12 protein-coding genes and 1 tRNA gene are annotated in these 17,217 nt (G+C 67.3%); 4 read left to right on the top strand and 9 right to left on the bottom strand.

The genetic code is table 11. The features are described 5' to 3' along the window. Positions 1 to 143: 143 nt before the first annotated feature. The 6 genes from J2848_RS01365 to J2848_RS01340 all read right to left on the bottom strand — a co-directional run bounded on the left by J2848_RS01365 (position 144) and on the right by J2848_RS01340 (position 7,561). Positions 144 to 219, bottom strand: a tRNA-Glu gene (locus J2848_RS01365). Between the two features lie 108 nt (positions 220 to 327). Further along, positions 328 to 2,124, bottom strand: a complete 1,797-nt coding sequence (gene recJ / locus J2848_RS01360) for a single-stranded-DNA-specific exonuclease RecJ (protein ID WP_149230678.1) — start codon at positions 2,122 to 2,124, stop codon at positions 328 to 330. Positions 2,125 to 2,227: 103 nt separating this feature from the next. Continuing rightward, positions 2,228 to 4,279, bottom strand: a complete 2,052-nt coding sequence (locus J2848_RS01355; protein WP_149230677.1) for a molybdopterin oxidoreductase family protein — start codon at positions 4,277 to 4,279, stop codon at positions 2,228 to 2,230. A gap of 188 nt (positions 4,280 to 4,467) precedes the next feature. Next, complete coding sequence (locus J2848_RS01350; RefSeq protein ID WP_149230676.1) at positions 4,468 to 5,766, bottom strand: TRAP transporter large permease; 1,299 nt, start codon at positions 5,764 to 5,766, stop codon at positions 4,468 to 4,470. Then, complete coding sequence (locus tag J2848_RS01345; RefSeq protein ID WP_211103079.1) at positions 5,763 to 6,332, bottom strand: TRAP transporter small permease; 570 nt, start codon at positions 6,330 to 6,332, stop codon at positions 5,763 to 5,765. The genes J2848_RS01350 and J2848_RS01345 overlap by 4 nt, the downstream gene beginning before the upstream one ends. A 206-nt stretch (positions 6,333 to 6,538) precedes the next feature. Further along, positions 6,539 to 7,561, bottom strand: a complete 1,023-nt coding sequence (locus J2848_RS01340) for a TRAP transporter substrate-binding protein (RefSeq protein WP_149230675.1) — start codon at positions 7,559 to 7,561, stop codon at positions 6,539 to 6,541. Between the two features lie 176 nt (positions 7,562 to 7,737). Here J2848_RS01340 and J2848_RS01335 point away from each other — a divergent pair, with 176 nt between their 5' ends. From J2848_RS01335 to J2848_RS01325, 3 genes are all read left to right on the top strand, one after another. Beyond that, positions 7,738 to 9,903, top strand: a complete 2,166-nt coding sequence (locus tag J2848_RS01335) for a two-component system sensor histidine kinase NtrB (RefSeq protein WP_149230674.1) — start codon at positions 7,738 to 7,740, stop codon at positions 9,901 to 9,903. Next, positions 9,900 to 10,496 carry a response regulator transcription factor gene (locus J2848_RS01330; RefSeq protein ID WP_149230673.1) on the top strand — a complete coding sequence of 199 codons (597 nt, stop codon included), beginning with the start codon at positions 9,900 to 9,902 and terminating at the stop codon, positions 10,494 to 10,496. Before J2848_RS01335 ends, J2848_RS01330 begins: the two co-directional genes overlap by 4 nt. A 169-nt stretch (positions 10,497 to 10,665) precedes the next feature. Further along, on the top strand, positions 10,666 to 12,339 hold the full coding sequence (locus tag J2848_RS01325) for a sensor histidine kinase (protein ID WP_246193760.1): 1,674 nt from the start codon (positions 10,666 to 10,668) through the stop codon (positions 12,337 to 12,339). Between the two features lie 35 nt (positions 12,340 to 12,374). On the opposite strand, the gene J2848_RS01320 is transcribed toward J2848_RS01325, so the two are convergent. Then, positions 12,375 to 13,649: a pentapeptide repeat-containing protein gene (locus J2848_RS01320; RefSeq protein ID WP_246193759.1), complete on the bottom strand. Its 1,275-nt coding sequence runs from the start codon at positions 13,647 to 13,649 to the stop codon at positions 12,375 to 12,377. Between the two features lie 594 nt (positions 13,650 to 14,243). Here J2848_RS01320 and mepK point away from each other — a divergent pair. Then, positions 14,244 to 14,891, top strand: a complete 648-nt coding sequence (gene mepK / locus J2848_RS01315; RefSeq protein ID WP_149230670.1) for a peptidoglycan L,D-endopeptidase MepK — start codon at positions 14,244 to 14,246, stop codon at positions 14,889 to 14,891. 103 nt (positions 14,892 to 14,994) lie between these two features. Here the strand turns inward: mepK and J2848_RS01310 are convergent, their stop codons facing one another. Continuing rightward, the gene (locus J2848_RS01310) at positions 14,995 to 15,495 is read right to left on the bottom strand and encodes a DUF934 domain-containing protein (protein ID WP_149230669.1); all 501 of its coding nucleotides are present in this window, start codon (positions 15,493 to 15,495) and stop codon (positions 14,995 to 14,997) included. Beyond that, positions 15,482 to 17,173: a nitrite/sulfite reductase gene (locus tag J2848_RS01305; protein ID WP_149230668.1), complete on the bottom strand. Its 1,692-nt coding sequence runs from the start codon at positions 17,171 to 17,173 to the stop codon at positions 15,482 to 15,484. Before J2848_RS01305 ends, J2848_RS01310 begins: the two co-directional genes overlap by 14 nt. Positions 17,174 to 17,217 lie beyond the last annotated feature (44 nt).

Genomic DNA, 17,217 nt, shown 5'->3' with positions numbered 1-17,217 from the left:
GCGGTCAGCTCTGCTGCGGCCGGAAAAATCAGGATGGGCGAAACAGGACCGGCGGGCAATCGCCGGGCACAAATTCCGCCAAAAGCAAAAGGCCCGGCTATGCAGCCGGGCCTTTCTAAGCTTGTCGCGCACCTTGGAGAAGGTGGCGTCCCCGACGGGAGTCGAACCCGTGTCGCCGCCGTGAAAGGGCGGTGTCCTAGGCCTCTAGACGACGGGGACGTCGTTCGCGGTGACGCGCTTTCTAAAGATCGCAGCCTGAGAGCGCAAGCGCTTTTTCGCATCCAGCAGTACTTTTTTGCGCCCCGACCCGCAGAACCGTTGGACACCCTACGCCGAGCGCGCGGGTGCGGCGTCGTCGATCAGCAGTTGGACGCCTTCCGAGCCATTCCAGCGGTCGATGCGCAGTACACCGGCGAGGTGAAACGGGGTGCCGCGGCCGGTCAGCAGGGCTTGGCCCATGTCGCTGTCGAGCGCGCGGAAGGCGATGGCCTTCAGCCGGGCGCCGTCATTGCCTTGCAGGATGCAGCGGACATGGTTGGCGCCCACCACGTCGGCACGCACGACGCGGGCGTCGGTGATGGCGAAGCGCGGTTCGGAGTTGCCGGTGCCGTAAGGGCCGAGCTTGTCGAGCATCGTCACCAGACCGACACTGGCGCCGCCGACCGATAGGGCGCCGTCCAGTTCCAGCGTCGGCACCAGCGGGGCGGACGCCACCTGTTCGGAGATGCGGCGGTGCAGGAAGTCGCGCAACGCATCGATCTTGTCGCCGGCCACGGTGAAGCCGGCGGCCATGCGATGGCCACCACCGGCCAGCAGCAGCCCCTCCTGCCGGGCGGCGATCACGGCGGCGCCGAGATCGACACCGCGCACCGAACGGCCGGACGCCTTGCCGATGACGGTGCCGTCGGCGGTTTCCTCCAGGGCGACGACGCAGGCCGGGCGGCTGTAGCGCTCCTTCAGCCGGGCGGCGACAATGCCGATGACGCCGGGGTGCCAACCGGCGCCGGTAACGAAGACCAGATCGGTTTCCCGCCCGGCCTCGGCGGCGACACGCTCCAGCGCCTCGTCGAGGACCGCCTGCTCAATGGTGCGGCGTTCGGCGTTGTGGCCTTCCAGCCGCTGGGCCAGTTCCATCGCCTCGACCGGATCGTCGGTGGAGAGCAGGCGGGCACCAAGGTCTGACGCGCCGACCCGGCCGCCGGCATTGACACGCGGGCCGAGGACATAGCCGGCGTGGTAGGCGTCCGGCTTCTCCTTCACCCCTGCCACGTCGGACAGGGCGGCGAGGCCAGGGTTGGCACGGCGGGCCATCACCTTCAGCCCCTGCGCCACCAGCGCGCGGTTGAGGCCGGTCAAGGGCACCACGTCACACACCGTGCCCAGAGCCACGATGTCGAGCCATTCCATCAGGTTGGGTTCCGGCCGATCGCGGTAGAATCCGGTTGTCCGCAGCGCGCGGTTGACGGCGACGATGGTGATGAAGGTGACCCCGGCGGCGCAGAGCGTGCGGTAGGCGCCGTCCTCGTCCAGCCGGTTCGGGTTTACCAGGGCGACGGCGGGCGGCAGGCGCGGTTCGGCGGCATGGTGGTCGAGCACGACGACATCCAGCCCGGCCTCGGCGGCGGTTTCCAGGGCGGCGAAGGCGGAGATGCCGCAATCGACCGTCACCACCAGCCGCACTCCCTCCCCTTTCAGACGAAGCAGTGCCGGGGCGTTGGGGCCGTAGCCTTCCTTGATGCGGTCGGGGACATAGACGCGGATGTCGGCGCCGAGCGCGCGGAAGAAGCGGCGCAGCAAGGCCGCGGAGGTGGCGCCGTCGACGTCATAGTCGCCGAAGACCGCCACCGGCTCGCCGTCGCGGATGGCCTGCGCGATGCGTTCGGCCGCCGGGTCCATGTCGCGGAAGCGCGAGGGATCGGGCAGCAGGGCCTTCAGCGTCGGGTTCAGGAAGGTGTCGCAGGTCTCGTCGGTGACGCCGCGGGCGGCCAGCACCCGGCCGACGATCTCCGGCAGCCCACGCCCCTGGGTGAGAGCCTGCGCCTGCCGCTCGTCGCAGGGCCGCGCCTGCCAGCGCTTGCCGGACAGGGAGTTGGCGACGTTGAGGAAGGCGGCGGCTTCGGTCATGGCGGTGCTGCACGGTCTCTCTGGGATGGGGGCACAGCCATAGCAGAGATGGACGCGCGGCGCACGATGGGCATAGGCAGGGGTGGGATGAGAGTGCGGGGGCTTACGCCGCCCGCATCCACACCGCCGTATCATGGAACGCCGCACCGCCGGCCGGCGGCACCGGCTCCGGCGAGGTCAGGCTGTTGATGCCGATACCCTCGACGAAGGCGCCGTTCGGCCAGATGCCTTCGACGATCACCACGCCGCGCGGTACGCCGGCAAAGGATTTGGCATGGACCACCACGCTGCCCTGCGGGTTGCCCAGCCGCACCGCGTCGCCGTCGGCCAGACCCAGCCCCGTCGCATCGTCCGGGTGGATCAGCGCGGTGGGTCGGCCTTCGCGACGCTGTGCGGTCAGCGTCTCGGTGAAGGAGGTGTTGAGGAACTGGCGCGCCGGAGCGGTGACGAGGCGGAACGGATGCTCGGCATCGGCGTCGCGGGCGGGAGGCATATGGTCGGGCAGTTCCGGCATGCCGCCATAGGGGCCAAGCGCCGCCCAGTCGGGGGCGAAGCGGAACTTGCTGTCCGGATGGGCGAAGCCGTTGAGGAAATGCGAGGTCTCGAAATCCGGTTGGGCGTCGATCCAGCGGTCGGCGGTCAGTGTCGCCGCGTCGCCGAGATCGGATGCCTTCAGCATGGCGTCGATGATCTCGAGCGCGGTCATGCCGAAGCCGGGATGCTCGGCACCGACGCGGCGGGCGAGTTCGCTGATCACCCAGTGGTTCTCGCGCGCCTCGAATTGCGGCTCGATCACCTTGCGGCCGATCAGGATGTGCATCTGGCCGCCGCCGCGATAGATGTCGTCATGCTCCAGGAAGGTGGTGGCGGGGATCACCAGATCGGCCAGCCTGGCCGTGTCGGTCATGAACTGCTCATGCACGGCGACGAACAGATCGTCGCGCAGGAAGCCCTGACGAACGCGGTTGGAATCCGGGCAGATCGTCACCGGGTTGGTGTTCTGGATCAGCATCGCCGTCACCGGCGGGCCGCTGGTCAGGTCGCGCGGGTCGCCGGTCAGCACCGCGCCGATGCGCGACTGGTCGAAGCTGCGCACCGACTTGTCGAGGCGGTCCAGCCCCTCCGACAGGGTCCTGTCCAGCTTGTAGATGCCGGACGAGCAGTAGAGCGCGCCACCGCCCTTGTGCTGCCAGGAACCGGTGACCACCGGCAGGCAGGAGACGGCATGGACCTGGGCGGCCCCGTTGTGGGCGCGCGACAGCCCGTAGCCGACGCGCAGGTAGGACCGCTTGGTGGTGCCGTAGAGGCGGGCGAATTCCTCGATCTCCTGCACCGTCAGGCCAGTGATCGCAGCTGCCCATTCCGGCGTACGGGTGGCGAGATGCGCCACCAGCCGGTCGGTGCCGGCGGCGAGGCGATCCAGATAGGCGCGGTCGGCGTGACCGTCGCGGAACAGCACATGCATCACAGCGCAGGCCAGCGCCCCGTCGGTGCCCGGCCGCAGCATCAGGTGCAGGTCGGAAACCTCGGCCGTGCCGGTGCGGTAAGGGTCGATGGTGACCAGCTTGGCGCCACGGCCCTTCCGGGCGCGACTGACATGGGTCATGACGTTGACCTGGGTCGCCACCGGGTTGCCGCCCCAGTTGACGATCAGGTCGCTTTCCGCCATCTCGCGCGGGTCGGCGCCGCGGATGTCGCCATAGCCGGCGAGCCAGCCCATGTTGGCCGGCGTGTCGCACACCGTGCTGGTCTGGCGCGAATAGCCCTTGGCGTGGCGCAGGCGCTGGATGCCGCCGCGCTGCACCAGACCCATGGTGCCGGCGTAGAAATAGGGCCAGACGGCTTCGGGGCCGTAGGTGCGCTCGGCGGTCAGGAAAGCGTCGGCGATGCGGTCCAGCGCCTCGTCCCAGCCGATTTCCTTCCACTGGCCGGAGCCCTTGGGGCCGCTGCGCAGCAGCGGGGTCTTCAGCCGGTCCGGCGAGTGTACCCGCTCGGCATAGCGGCTAACCTTCGCGCAGATGACGCCGGCGGTGTAGCTGTTCTCCGCCGCGCCGCGCACCTTGCCGATACGGTCGGGGGCGAGGCGTTCCACCTCCAAGGCACAGGTGCTGGGGCAATCGTGCGGACAGGCGGTGGGCAGGAACTGGGCCGACAAGGCTAACCTCTGGTCTGGCTGGCGGCGGGATTGCCGCAAGTTTAGGCCCGGCCGCGCGCCCGCATCAATGCGCAACAATGTATGGGTACAATAATGACACCCGCACAAGCGAAGGGGCCGCGAAGTCCCTTATCCGGACTTCGCGGCCCCGCTGCTTTAACCGGGAAATCCCCTGGCGACTTGTGGCTTTACATGAAACCCAGCATGCGCGGGAACCACAGGGTGATTGCCGGGACATAGGTGACGAGACCGAGGAAGATCAGCATCGTCAGCAGCCACGGCCACACCGCCACCGTCAGTTCGGTGATGCCCATCTTGGTGATGCCCGACGCGACGTAGAGGTTCAGGCCCACCGGCGGGTGGCACATGCCGACTTCCATGTTGACGATGATCAGGATGCCGAAATGCACCGGATCGATGCCCAGCTTCATGGCGACCGGGAACAGGATGGGCGCCATGATCAGGACGATGGACGACGGCTCCATGAAGTTGCCGGCGGCCAGCAGGATGATGTTCACCACCAGCAGGAAGACCCACACGCCCATGTTCTGGTCGAGGATCCAGGCCGCCATGTTCTGCGGGATCTGCTCCGACGTCATCAGGAAGGAGAAGAGCACCGCGTTGGTGATGATGTAGAGCAGCATCGCCGACATGCTGGCGCTGTCCAGCAGCACCTTCGGCACGCGGCTGAGCGGCATGTCCTTGTAGATGAAGACGGCGACGAAGAAGGCATAGACCGCGGCCATCGCCGCCGCCTCGGTCGGGGTGAAGATGCCGCTGTAGATGCCGCCCATCACCACGATGATCAGCAGCAGGCCCCAGAAGCTCTCGCGCAGGGCATGCATGCGCTGGGCGAAGCTCGCCTTGGGCAGGCGGGGATAGCCGAACTTGCGGGCGCGGAACCAGGTGGTGAAGCCGAGGAAGCAGGCCAGCAGGATGCCCGGCACCACGCCGGCGATGAACATCTGGCCGATGGAGGCGGCCTGCGGATGGCCGGTGGTGGCGACGCAGTACATCACCATGACGATGGACGGCGGGATCAGGATGCCGAGCGCGCCCGAGGTGGTGATGATGCCGGCGCCGAAATTCTTCGGGAAGCCCTGCGCCACCATGGCCGGCAGGATGATCGAGCCGATGGCGACCACCGTCGCCGGGCTGGACCCCGATACCGCCGCGAACAGGGCGCAGGCCATGACGCCGGCCAGACCCAGGCCGCCGTGCCAATGGCCGACCATGGAGGTGGCGAAGTTGATCATGCGGCGCGCCACACCGCCGTGGGTCAGGAAGTTGCCGGCCAGGATGAAGAACGGGATCGCCATGATCTCGAACTTTTCGATGCCGGTGAACAGCTTCAGCGCCACCGCGTCGATCGGCACGTCGGTCATGAAGAACAGGAAGGACAGAACGGTCAGGCCGAGCGAGATCGAGATCGGCATGCCGGTGAGCATGAGGGCCAGCAGAAGCCCGAAGATGATGGCGGCGTTCATGCCGGGCCTCCTTCCTTGGCGGCTTCGACCGGGTCGATGCCGTCGACCTGGGCATGGTCGTGGTGGGGCAGTTCGCCGGTGCGGACGAAATTCCAGGCGACCTGAAGGAAGCGGAAGCACATCAGGTAGGAGCCGAGCGGCACCGCCAGATAGATGATCCACATCGGCCATTCCAGATCGGCCGACACCTGCTCGGTCTCGGAGATGTGGTAGACGAAGCGGGCGCCGAGCGACCCGACGATGAAGGTGAACAGCGCGCCGGCGCCCAGCCCGAACAGCACGAACTTGGCACGCAGGTGCGGCTCCATCCGGTTGATGATGACGTCGACGCCCACATGGATGCCGGTGCGCACGCCATAGGCGGCACCGAACTTGGCCATCCACACGAACATGTAGATGCACAGCTCCTGCGCCCAGGCGAGGTTCCAGTGCAGCACATAGTCCTGGATGTAGGGAACGCTGGAGAAATAGCGGTGGACGACGGACGCGAAGATGACAAGCGTCGCCCCGGCCATGAGCGACGCGATCAGCGTCTCCTCAAGGCGGTCGAGTATTCTCATGAACATGTCGGGGGATCTCCCGGTCGGCGGAGATGGTCTGGATTCACATACATTCTGCAACCGCGACCAGCCCTCTCTCCCCCGGGGAGAGGGAGGGGACCTGCCGCGTAGCGGTGGGGAGGGTGAGGGGCAGCACAGGCGTAAGCCTGTGCTGCCCCTCACCCTGACCCTCTCCCCAGAGGGAGAGGGAATAGCCACCCGCCCGCAAGCCCTTACATCTTGAAGCCGGCCGCCGCCGATTCCTTGTAGATCGCTTCGATCAGATCCTTGCCGACGCGGGATTCGGCGTCCTTGTGGACCGGCTTCAGCGCCTTGATCCAGGCTTCGCGCTCTTCCTTGGTCTGGGTATGGAACTCGGTCTTGCCGGACGCCTTCATCTGGGCCAGCGCGACGTCGTTCTCGTTCTGGGCGATGTCGTTGGCGTAGTCGGTCGCCTCCTTCATCGCCTCTTCCAGCTTGCCGCGGACGTCCGCCGGCAGGCCTTCCCAGAACTTCTTGTTCACGATGACCGCATAGCCGAGATAGCCGTGGTCGGTCAGGGTGGCGTTCTTCTGCACCTCGTGCATCTTCTGGGTGTACATGTTGGACGGCGGGTTCTCCGTGCCGTCGACGACGCCGGTCTGCAGCGCCTGGTACACTTCGGAGAAGGCCATCACCTGCGGCAGGGCGCCCAGCGCACGCATCTGGGCGTCCAGCACCTTGGACGACTGGATGCGCATCTTCAGGCCCTTCACGTCCTCCGGCTTGATGAGCGGCTTGTTGGCGCTCATGATCTTGAAGCCGTTGTCCCAATAGGCCAGGCCGATGATGCCCTTGGACTCCAGCTTCTTGAACAGGCTCTTGCCGATCTCGCCCTTGGTGACGCGCTGGAGCACTTCCTTGCTGGGGAAGATGTAGGGCAGGTCGAAGACCTCGAATTCCTTGGCGCCCAGTGGACCGAACTTGGCCAGCGACGGGGCCAGCATCTGCACGGCGCCCAGCTGAAGCGCCTCAAGCTCTTCCTTGTCCTTGTAGAGCTGGCTGTTCGGATAGACCTCGATCTTGACCTTGCCGGCGGTCAGCTTCTCGGCCAGTTCCTTGAACTTCTCGGCACCCTTGCCCTTCGGCGTCTCCGGCGCGACGACGTGGCTGAACTTGATGACGATCTGGTCCTGGGCCCAGGCCGTCGAAATGGCCATCGGCGCCGACATCATGCAGCCGACCGCCGCCGCGCACAGGAGCTTCACGAGTTTCATAGGTGCGTCCCCCTCTGGTATTCATTGTCGACGGGACGGAATGTTCGGCCCCGTACTTGTTGCGCATTGTTCATGATCGGATGAATTGCGGCTATTGTGGATATCCGCAGAGTCGGCCCATCCCACTTTCGTCCGGTGCCGCCATTCCCCGTCCCCACACTTTCGTGTCCAACCCGATGCCGAATCCGCCCCGTCAGTCCGGTTCCACCGCCCGCATCGGGCGCGCGGTACCGCATGCCATGCCGGTGGTGGCGATGGCGCTGGTCGTCGTGCTGCTGGGTGCCTTCCTGTGGCTGTTGCAGCGCAACGAGCGCGAGGAGGAGGCGCTGGCCCTGATCAAGGACGCGCTGTGGATCGAGCAGAACCTGCACTTCCAGCTGGCGTCGGACGAGGACAAGCTGGAAAGGCTGGCCGAGGCGCTGGGCCGGACCGAGGTGGACCTGCGGCAGTTCGCCGCGATGGCGCGGCTGGTGGTGAACACCAACCCGGCGATCGAACGGGTGCTGTGGCTGGACGCCCAGGGACGCACCCTGCTGGCCGAGCCGCCGCTGACCGGGAAAGATCGGCCGGGGAACGGCGGAGCAGAGGGCGCTGACGCGGAAGGGGGCAGTCCCGATGGAACGCCCCGCGACGATGCGGTGCGCATTGCCCGTTCCACCGGCTTGCGGGCCTATGGCGCACCCTATCGGATCGATGCCACCGACCGCGGCTTCGACGCCGCCTTCCCACTGTTCCGCGACGGGGTCTATGCCGGTGCGCTGGTCGGCGTCTTCTCGTTCGAGGCGATGCTGACCCACCATGTTCCCTGGTGGTTCGCCCAGCGCTACCAGCTGGAGGTGATCGACGCGACGGGCACGGTGCTGGGGTCGAAATCGCGGATGTCGGTCCCTGGATCGGCAACAGGGTCAGGGGCGGGGCCGGCGCCCGACCCGGCACGCAGCCACGTCATCCCGTTCGATCCGCCCGGCCATGGGCTGGCGCTGGTCGCCACCGCCTACCCCACCGACTCCAACGTCACTCGCACGGTTCTGGTGGCGGCGATCTTCGCACTGACCGGATCGGCGCTGTGGAGCCTGTGGTCCCTGCGCCGACACATCGCCGGCCGCCTGCGCGCCGAGGAGGCCCTGCGCGAGGAGCATGCCTTCCGCAAGGCGATGGAGGACAGCCTGACCGTGGGCATGCGCGCCCGCGACCTGGACGGGCGCATCACCTACGTGAACCCGGCCTTCTGCCGGATGGTCGGGCTGGAGGCCGAGGAGCTGGTCGGGCGCGGCCCGCCGATGCCCTACTGGCTGCCGGAGGAGATCGACCAGGCCGAGGCCGCCTTGCAGGACGTGCTGGCCGGCCGGGCGCCGGAAAGCGGGCTGGAGATGCGGTTCCGGCGCGCCAACGGCGAACGGTTCGAGGCCCTGATCTACGAAGCTCCGCTGATCGACGCCAACGGCCGGCAGACCGGCTGGATGGGCTCCGTCCTCGACATCACCGAGCGCAAGCGCGCCGAAGAACTGGCCCGCCAGCAGCAGGAGCGGCTGCAACAGACGTCCCGCCTGATCACCATGGGCGAGATGGCTTCCACCCTGGCGCATGAGCTGAACCAGCCGCTGTCGGCCATCGCCAGCTATTGCACCGGCTGCCTGAACCGGCTGCGCTCCGACCGCTGCGACACGCAAGAGGTGGCGGCGGCGCTGGAGAAGCTGGCCGCCCAGGCCAAGCGGGCCGGGCTGGTGGTGCGCCGCATCCACGACTTCGTGCGCAAGCGTGACCCGAAAGTGGCCCCCTGTTCGCTGGCGGAGGTGCTGGAGGACTGCGTCGGGCTGGCCGGCAGCGACGCCGCGCGGCTGGGCGTGCGGGTGGAACTGGACGCCCCGGCCGACCTGCCGCTGGTCACCGGCGACCGCATCCTGCTGCAACAGGTGGTGCTGAACCTGATGCGCAACGGCATCGAGGCGATGGCGCGCACCCCCCGCCCCGGCCGCCGCCTGACCGTCACCGTCCGCCAGACGGGCGGCGAAAATGGCGAGGAGGGTGGACGCCTGCTGCTGACGGAGATCCGCGACCATGGCTGCGGCATCGCGCCCGAGGTGGCCGACCGCCTGTTTTCCCCTTTCTTCACCACCAAGCGCGAAGGTATGGGCATGGGCCTGAACATCTGCCGCTCCATCGTCGAACACCACCGCGGCCGGCTGTGGTTCGAGACGGCGACGGCAGAGGGAGAGGCAGAGGGAGGCGGTCCGGAAGCCGTGCCCGGCACCCGCTTCCTGTTCACCCTGCCCGTTCATGCCCATACGCCGGACCAGAAGACCAACTCGATTCCCGACCACAGTGCCGAGGCTGCCGAATGACCACGCTCCACATCGTCGACGACGACGAGGCCATCCGCGACGCGCTCGGCTGGCTGTTCCAGTCACGCAATGTTCCGGTGGCGGGCTGGCCGTCGGCCGAATCCTTCCTGGAGGCGTGGCGGCCGGACACCACTGGCTGCCTTCTGCTGGACATCCGCATGGAGGGGATGAGTGGTCTTGAGCTGTTCGACCGGCTGCTGTCCAAGGGATGCCGCATGCCGGTGATCTTCCTGACCGGCCACGGCGACGTGCCGATCGCCGTCGGCGCCTTGAAGAAAGGTGCCCGCGATTTCGTGGAAAAGCCCTTCAACGACAACGAACTGGTCGACCGGGTGATCGATGCGCTGGCCTTCGACGCCGAACAGCGCGAGCGCGAAGCCGGCCAAGCCGGACTGACCGCCCGGCTGGCCACCCTGACCCAGCGTGAGCGGCAGGTGATGGAACTGGTCGTCGCCGGCCGGCTGAACAAGGTGATCGCCGATGAGCTAGGCATCAGCATGCGCACGGTGGAGGTCCACCGCAGCCATGTGTTCGAGAAGATGCGGGTGAAGACGGCGGTGGAGTTGACGCGGTTGCTGACCGGAGCGTCATGATTGTGTCTCCCGACAGGGGGAAACCCCGGAGGATGAAGGGGGCGCCTGGAATCCCAACCGGCCCCGCATTAATCCATTTTTGCCACTCCCGTGGACATTGCCCGGCGGCATGGAGCATCATCGGTTGAGGTTCCATCTACCCAGTTCAATCCTTGCCATCGGCTTGGCCGTGACCGCGCCTCTGTTGCTGTTCGGCGCCATTTTGGTCTGGCAGCTCGACACCCGCGACCAAGCCGAGATGGAGGACGCGCTGCAATCGGTGGCGCAGTCGTTGTCGCTGGCGGTCGACCGCGAACTGGCGAGCCAGCTGCGGCCGCTGGAACTGCTGGCCTCGCTGCTCCAGCCCAATGCCAATGATCTGCCCACCCTGTACCAGGAGACGACAACCGCCACCCACAGCCAGCCCGGCTGGCTGGCGATGGGAATGATCGATGCCGATACCGGGCGCTTCGTCTTCCACACCCATTACCCGCTGGGCGTCCAGCCGTTGCCGCCCCCCCGGCTGGACGAGATCACCCGCCGCGTCATCGAAAGCCGCCGCGCGACGATCGGCGGGGTGCTGCCGCCCGGCGGTCCGCCGGGCCGGCCGTCACTGGTCCTGCGGGCACCGATCATCCAATTCGACCCGACGCGCCAGACCGACCGGGTGCGTTATGTGCTGTCGCTGGCGCTTGGGCTGGAGGGGTTGGCCAGCGCGCTGCGGACCCGCGATACCCCGCCGGAATGGACGGTCACCGTGATCGATCCGACCATGCTGATTGCCGCCCGCTCGCGCGATGCAGCCGCCTATCTGGGCCAGAAGGTCTATGCGTCGATGGAGACGCGGGTCCGGTCCGGCAGCAACCGCATGTTCGTCGGCCATAACAGGGATGGGGTAGAGGTCCACTCGGTCATCCACCGGTCCCCCGAAACCGGCTGGGCGGTGGTGCTGGGCGTGCCGTCCTCCACCGTGCAGCAGAAGCTGAACGCCACCCGGATGACGGTGATCGGTGGTGCGGCGGCCGCCTGTGCGGCGACGCTGATGCTGGCTTTGCTGGTGTCGCGCGCCTACCGCCGCCGCAGCAGCGCCGAGGAGGAGGTCCGCCGCGCCCGCGAAGCCGTGCTGATCGAACAGCGCCGCCGGCTGGAGTCGGAAAAGGAACATGCCGAGGCGGCGAACCGGGCCAAGAGCGACTTCCTGGCCAACATGAGCCACGAGCTGCGCACACCGCTGAACGCGATCATCGGCTTCGCCGAAGCGCTGATGTCCGGCATCTTCGGCCCCGCCCCGCCCAAGCATGTCGAATATCTGAGCGCCATCCACCAGTCCGGGCGCCATCTGCTGGATCTGGTCAACGAACTGCTGGACATGGCCAAGATCGAGGCTGGCCGGCTGGAGCTGTTCCCTACCAGCGTGACCCTGAGCGACCTGCTGGAGGACTGCATGGGGCTGATGGAGGCGCTGGCCATGCGCAAAGGCGTGGTTCTGACCAGTGGCGCCATCGCCCCCGATCTGCAGGTCACGGTGGATGGCGTCCGCCTGCGTCAGGCGGTGCTGAACGTCCTGTCCAACGCCGTCAAGTTCACCCCGTCCGGCGGCACGGTGCGGGTGCAGGCCGGCCCAGGCCCCGGCGGCACCGGTGCCGTCATCGTGATCGCCGACACCGGCGTCGGCATGAACGCGGACGAACTGGTGATCGCGATGGAGCCGTTCCGTCAGATCCACAACTACCTGACCAAGGCGGAGGCCGGCACCGGCCTGGGTCTGCCGCTGGCCCGCCGCTTCGTCGAGGCGCATGGCGGCACCCTTACCCTGGACAGCACGCCGGGAGTCGGCACCACGGTAATGATCATCCTGCCGTAAACGGGTTGCGGCGGTTGCCCGGAGCGGAGAATGCCCTACCCCCGGCGGGGCGGGCGGCCGGGGAGCATGGCACGCTGGAGCTTGGCGCCGGCAAGATCGGCACCATCCAGATCGGCGCTGTCGAGGTTGGCGTCGGACAGATTCGCCTGCACCAGACAGGTGCCGACCAGCAGGGCGCCACGCATATCGGCTCCCATCAGGTTGGCGGCCCAGGAGCGGCCGGTGGGACGACCCGAAGGGTCCTTGATCGCCGCCGGACCCAGCCGCACCCGCGTCAGGTCGGCACCGGTCAGCACGGCATAACTGAGGTTGGCGCCGGACAGATCGGCGCCCATCAGGTTGGCGCCCTCCAGATTGGCACCGGACAGGTCGGTCATCATCAGCCGCGCACCGGTCAGCGCCGCAGCCGACAGGTTGGCCCCGCGCAGCGAGGCGGCACTGAGGTTGACGTTGCGCAGGTCGGCGCGGCTGAGGTCGGTGCCGTCCAGATCGGCCCGCTGGCCGCGCTGGCCGAAGCTGTCGATCCAGCGTTCATGGTCGAAGATGGCGCGCTGGATTTCCGACCCCATGCTGTCGATGGGGCGGGTCATCTGCGCGCTGGTGATCCGGGTGGTCGACAGGTCGCAGTCGGCCATCCGCGTCCCGACCATGTCGGCATGGTCGAACCGGGTGCCGTCCAGCGCCGCCCCCGACAGGTTGGCGCCGTTCAGCCGCGTGCCGGTCAGGTCCGCCCCGGTCAGCACCGCCCCCGACAGGTCGGCGTTCTGCAGCACCGCACCGCTGAGGTCAGCGTCGGAGAGGTTGGCGCCGCGCAGCACCGCGCCGGTAAGGTCGGTGGGAATGCCACCCTCCGCCGTCATGCCGTTCTGGAGACGGGCGAGTGCGGCCTTGTGGATCTGGCGGGCGCTCTCGGCGTCCTGCGCATCGGGGCCGTTGCCGCGCCGCGCGGTGCCGCCCGGCTCCAGCGTGCCCGCGCGCAGGTCGGCGCCCTTGAGGTTGGCGTTGGAGAAATCGGCCGAGCGCAGACGGGCGCCGCGCAGGTCGGTCTGCATCAGGTTGGCCCGGCTGATGTCGGCATCGCGCAGATCGACGCCGAAGAGGTCGGCGCCGGCCAGATTGGTGCCGTTCAGCCGCCCGCGTGCCAGCCGCGCGCCCACCAGACGGGCGCCGCGCAGGTCGCGCTGCGACAGGTCCGCCCCCTCCAGATCGGCCATGGCGAGGTTGGCGCGGACGCCGCCCGGCTGGCCCTTGATCCAGCGGGCGTGCCGGTCCAGCACCTCGGCCAGTTGGTCGGGCCGAAAGAAGGACACGGACGAGACAGTCGGTGTGGTGGCAGTGGGCACGGACAACTCGACGCCGTGAAATGGTTACATCGCGACAATCATGCGGTTCATTCCTTACCGAAGGCTGAATGAATCCCCCTTTTGCGCACCCTCTTTCGGAGGATGCGGTTCGGCGGCCCGCCGGCATGCCGCAGCGGCGGGCAACAGGGCGATACGGCCGGATCGGCTATGAAAAACAGAAGCTTGGCCATAGCAACGGCCATAGGCCCTGACGTTTCATCACCGTGACTTTACCGCAGCGTCCCCGAGTCGCGCGCGTTACGGTTCTGTAATCGAACCAGTTGCGAACGAGTCGCGAACAGCTGCGACTCGGCCATTCGCCCCAATGGCTGGCAAGTGGGCGGAATCCTTGGACTCCTCCAAAAAACAGGATCGGTTAAGCAATGGTTTCTTGACAGAAAAGGCCACGGGCATCCTAAAAGTGTCCCACCTTTCGGATTAACGCACCGCAGCGCGCCTTGACCTTAGCCAGGGTGTGACTTTGGCCGTAACCGGAACGATGGGATCCAGACGACGGATTCCGGCTTCCGGAGCGGAAAAACGGGATATGAAGGAAGAACGATGAAGGATGCGGACGCCCGGTCGATCACGACCGCACGCCCGAGCGCTGGCGAGAGCCACGCCACCGAACGCCATCATCTTGATCGCTGCCATCTCGATCGCCGCCATCTTCTGCGCGCCGGCCTCGGCCTGGCGGCGGTCGCTTCGGCCGGGGGAACCCTGTTCTCCAGCGAGGAGGCGGAGGCCGCGGCGCTCCGCGCACCGCCGCGGGTGTTGTCCCTGGTGAATCTGCACACCGGCGAGCGGATCAACGCCGAATACTGGTCGAAGGGCAAATATGTCCGCGACGCGATGCGGGCGTTGAACCGCGTGTTGCGCGATCACCACAACAATTCGGTCCATGCGATGGATCCGAAGCTGCTGGATCTGGTCCATGCGCTGAGCCGCAAGATCAACAGGCGCGGCCCGATTGAGATCATCTCGGGCTACCGGTCGCCGGAGACCAACGCGATGCTGCGCGAGGCCGATGGCAGCGGCGTGGCGCAGAACAGCTTCCACATGCGCGGCATGGCGATCGACCTGCGGGTCGAGGGTCTGTCGACCCGCCAGCTGCAGCGCGCGGCGCTGAGCCTGCGCGGCGGCGGCGTCGGCTATTACCCCGACAGCAACTTCGTCCATGTCGACGTGGGGCCGCTGCGCCACTGGTGAGCGGCTGGACCGTCGGTAACGAAAAAGGCGCCGCCCGACCGGGACGGCGCCTTTTTCGTTGTCGAATGTCGAAGAGGGCGAGACCACCCTCCCCCATCCCTGCTTACCCCACCTTCAGCTTGCGGCGCAGCAGCGACAGCGGTGCGGTGTCGTCCAGGCTCGGCTGGAAGGCGATGGTGATCTCCTTCAGCGCCTCGGCCCAGCTGTCCGGGTTGGTGCCTTCCGGCGCCTCCACCGAGGTGAAGCCGGTGCGGACCAGGAACAGGTACTGGTCGGGGATGACATGGCCGACCGCGCGGATCTCGCCGGTGTACCCGTAGCGCTCCCGCAGCTCGCGCGCGGTGGAGAAGCCGCGGCCATCGCGGAACTTCGGGAATTCCAGCGCCACCAGCGAGAAGCGGTCGAGATCGGCGGCGATGGATCCTGCCAGCGTCCCGCTCTTCAGCCGCACGCCAAGCCGGGCGTTGCGGCCCTCGAAGCTGTCGCGCTCCGCCTGCCAGCGCTCGAAGCTGATGATGACCGGGCGGTCGTTGGGGACCGGCTCGCCATCGGGGATGAAGCTCCAGGCGTCCTCGCCGATGCGCCCATTCTCAATCAGCGGCATAGATTCTCTCCTTGAACGGGGCATGGCCGACGCGCTTGAGGGTGTCGATGAAGCGCTCGCTCCCGTCGGCCCGGTTGGCGAGATAGACGTCGACGATCGCCTCGATGGCGTCCACCGCCTCGGTCTCGGTCACCGCCGGGCCGAGGATGTCGCCGATCGCCGTGGTCAGCGTCGGGTCGCCGCCGACCGTGATCTGGTAGTACTCGGTGCCCTTCTTGTCGACGCCCAGGATGCCGATGGCGCCGACATGGTGATGGCCGCAGGCGTTGATGCAGCCGCTGATCTTGATGCCGAGTTCGCCGATGGTGCGCTGGCGGACCGGGTCGGCGAAGCGGGCGGAGATCGCCTGCGCCAGCGGGATCGAGCGGGCGTTGGCCAGCGCGCAGTAGTCCAGACCCGGGCAGGCGATGATGTCGCCGATCAGCCCGGCATTGGCGCTGCCCAGCTCCGCCGCGTCGAGCTGCTTCCACAGGTCGTACAGCTCGTCCTTCTTCACATGGGCGAGGACGAGGTTCTGGACATGGGTGACACGCAGCTCGCCGAAGCTGTGACGCTCGGCCAGATCGGCGACGAGGTCCATCTGGTCGCAGGTGGCGTCGCCCGGGATGCCGCCGGCCGGCTTCAGCGAGATGGTGGCGATGGCATAGCCTGGCGCCTTGTGCTCGGCGACATTCACCGCCAGCCAGTTGGCGAAGGCCGGATCGGTGGCCTTGGCGCGCTCCAGAACCTCCGAATGGTCGGGCAGCTCCTCGAAGGGCGGCGGGGCGAAATGCTGGCGGATCGACTCGACGATCTCCGGATCCAGGCGGTACTTCGGCCCGCGCAGCCGTGCGAACTCCTCCTCCACCTCCTGGGTGAACTTCTCCAGCCCCAGCTCGTGGACCAGGATCTTGATGCGCGCCTTATAGATGTTGTCGCGGCGGCCATACTGGTTGTAGACGCGCAGGATGGCTTCCAGATAGGCGACAAAATCCTCCTGAGCCACCCACTCGCGCACCAGCTTGCCGACGAAGGGCGAACGGCCGAGACCGCCGCCGACATAGAAGGAGAAGCCGGCCTCGCCCTTGTCGTTGCGGCGCGCCAGCAGGCCGACATCGTGGATGCGCACCGCCGCACGATCGCTCTCGGCGCCGGAGATGGCGATCTTGAACTTGCGCGGCAGATAGGTGAACTCGGGGTGCATCGTCGTCCACTGCCGCAGGATCTCGGCATAGACGCGGCCGTCCACGACTTCATCCCGGGCAGCGCCGACGAAGGGATCGGTGGTGACGTTGCGCACGCAGTTGCCGCTGGTCTGCAGCGCGTGCATGTCGACCTCGGCCAGCTCATGCAGGATCGCCGGGGTGTCCTCCAGCTTGATCCAGTTGTACTGCAGGTTCTGGCGGGTGGTGAAATGGCCGTAGCCGCGGTCGTACTTGCGCCCGATGGCGGCCAGCTTGCGCAGCTGGGTGGCGGACATCACGCCATAGGGCACGGCGATGCGCAGCATGTAGGCGTGAAGCTGGAGATAGAGACCGTTCATCAGCCGGATCGGCTTGAACTCCTCCTCCGTCAGCTCGCCGGACAGGCGGCGGTCGACCTGTTTGCGGAACTGCTCGACGCGCTCGGCGACGAACTGCCGGTCGATCTCGTCGTAGTGATAGATGCCGGCACGGGCGCCGGGCGCGATGTGGTTCATGTCGGTAAACCCTCAGGGCCGCCGGAACGGCCAGCGATCAGTAA

Source organism: Azospirillum lipoferum (genome assembly GCF_024170005.1).
GTDB classification, from domain to species: domain Bacteria; phylum Pseudomonadota; class Alphaproteobacteria; order Azospirillales; family Azospirillaceae; genus Azospirillum; species Azospirillum lipoferum.
The sequence above is the reverse complement of the archived record's forward strand: the minus strand, read 5'-3'. Positions and strand labels throughout refer to the sequence as shown.

Excerpts from the sequence above, each read along its gene's own strand:
- J2848_RS01330 (WP_149230673.1), top strand. The coding sequence starts at position 9,900 with ATGACCACGCTCCACATCGTCGACGACGACGAGGCCATCCGCGACGCG.
- mepK (WP_149230670.1), top strand. The coding sequence starts at position 14,244 with ATGAAGGATGCGGACGCCCGGTCGATCACGACCGCACGCCCGAGCGCT.
- recJ (WP_149230678.1), bottom strand. The coding sequence starts at position 2,124 with ATGACCGAAGCCGCCGCCTTCCTCAACGTCGCCAACTCCCTGTCCGGC.
- J2848_RS01340 (WP_149230675.1), bottom strand. The coding sequence starts at position 7,561 with ATGAAACTCGTGAAGCTCCTGTGCGCGGCGGCGGTCGGCTGCATGATG.
- J2848_RS01335 (WP_149230674.1), top strand. The coding sequence starts at position 7,738 with ATGCCGAATCCGCCCCGTCAGTCCGGTTCCACCGCCCGCATCGGGCGC.
- J2848_RS01310 (WP_149230669.1), bottom strand. The coding sequence starts at position 15,495 with ATGCCGCTGATTGAGAATGGGCGCATCGGCGAGGACGCCTGGAGCTTC.
- J2848_RS01350 (WP_149230676.1), bottom strand. The coding sequence starts at position 5,766 with ATGAACGCCGCCATCATCTTCGGGCTTCTGCTGGCCCTCATGCTCACC.
- J2848_RS01345 (WP_211103079.1), bottom strand. The coding sequence starts at position 6,332 with ATGTTCATGAGAATACTCGACCGCCTTGAGGAGACGCTGATCGCGTCG.
- J2848_RS01305 (WP_149230668.1), bottom strand. The coding sequence starts at position 17,173 with ATGAACCACATCGCGCCCGGCGCCCGTGCCGGCATCTATCACTACGAC.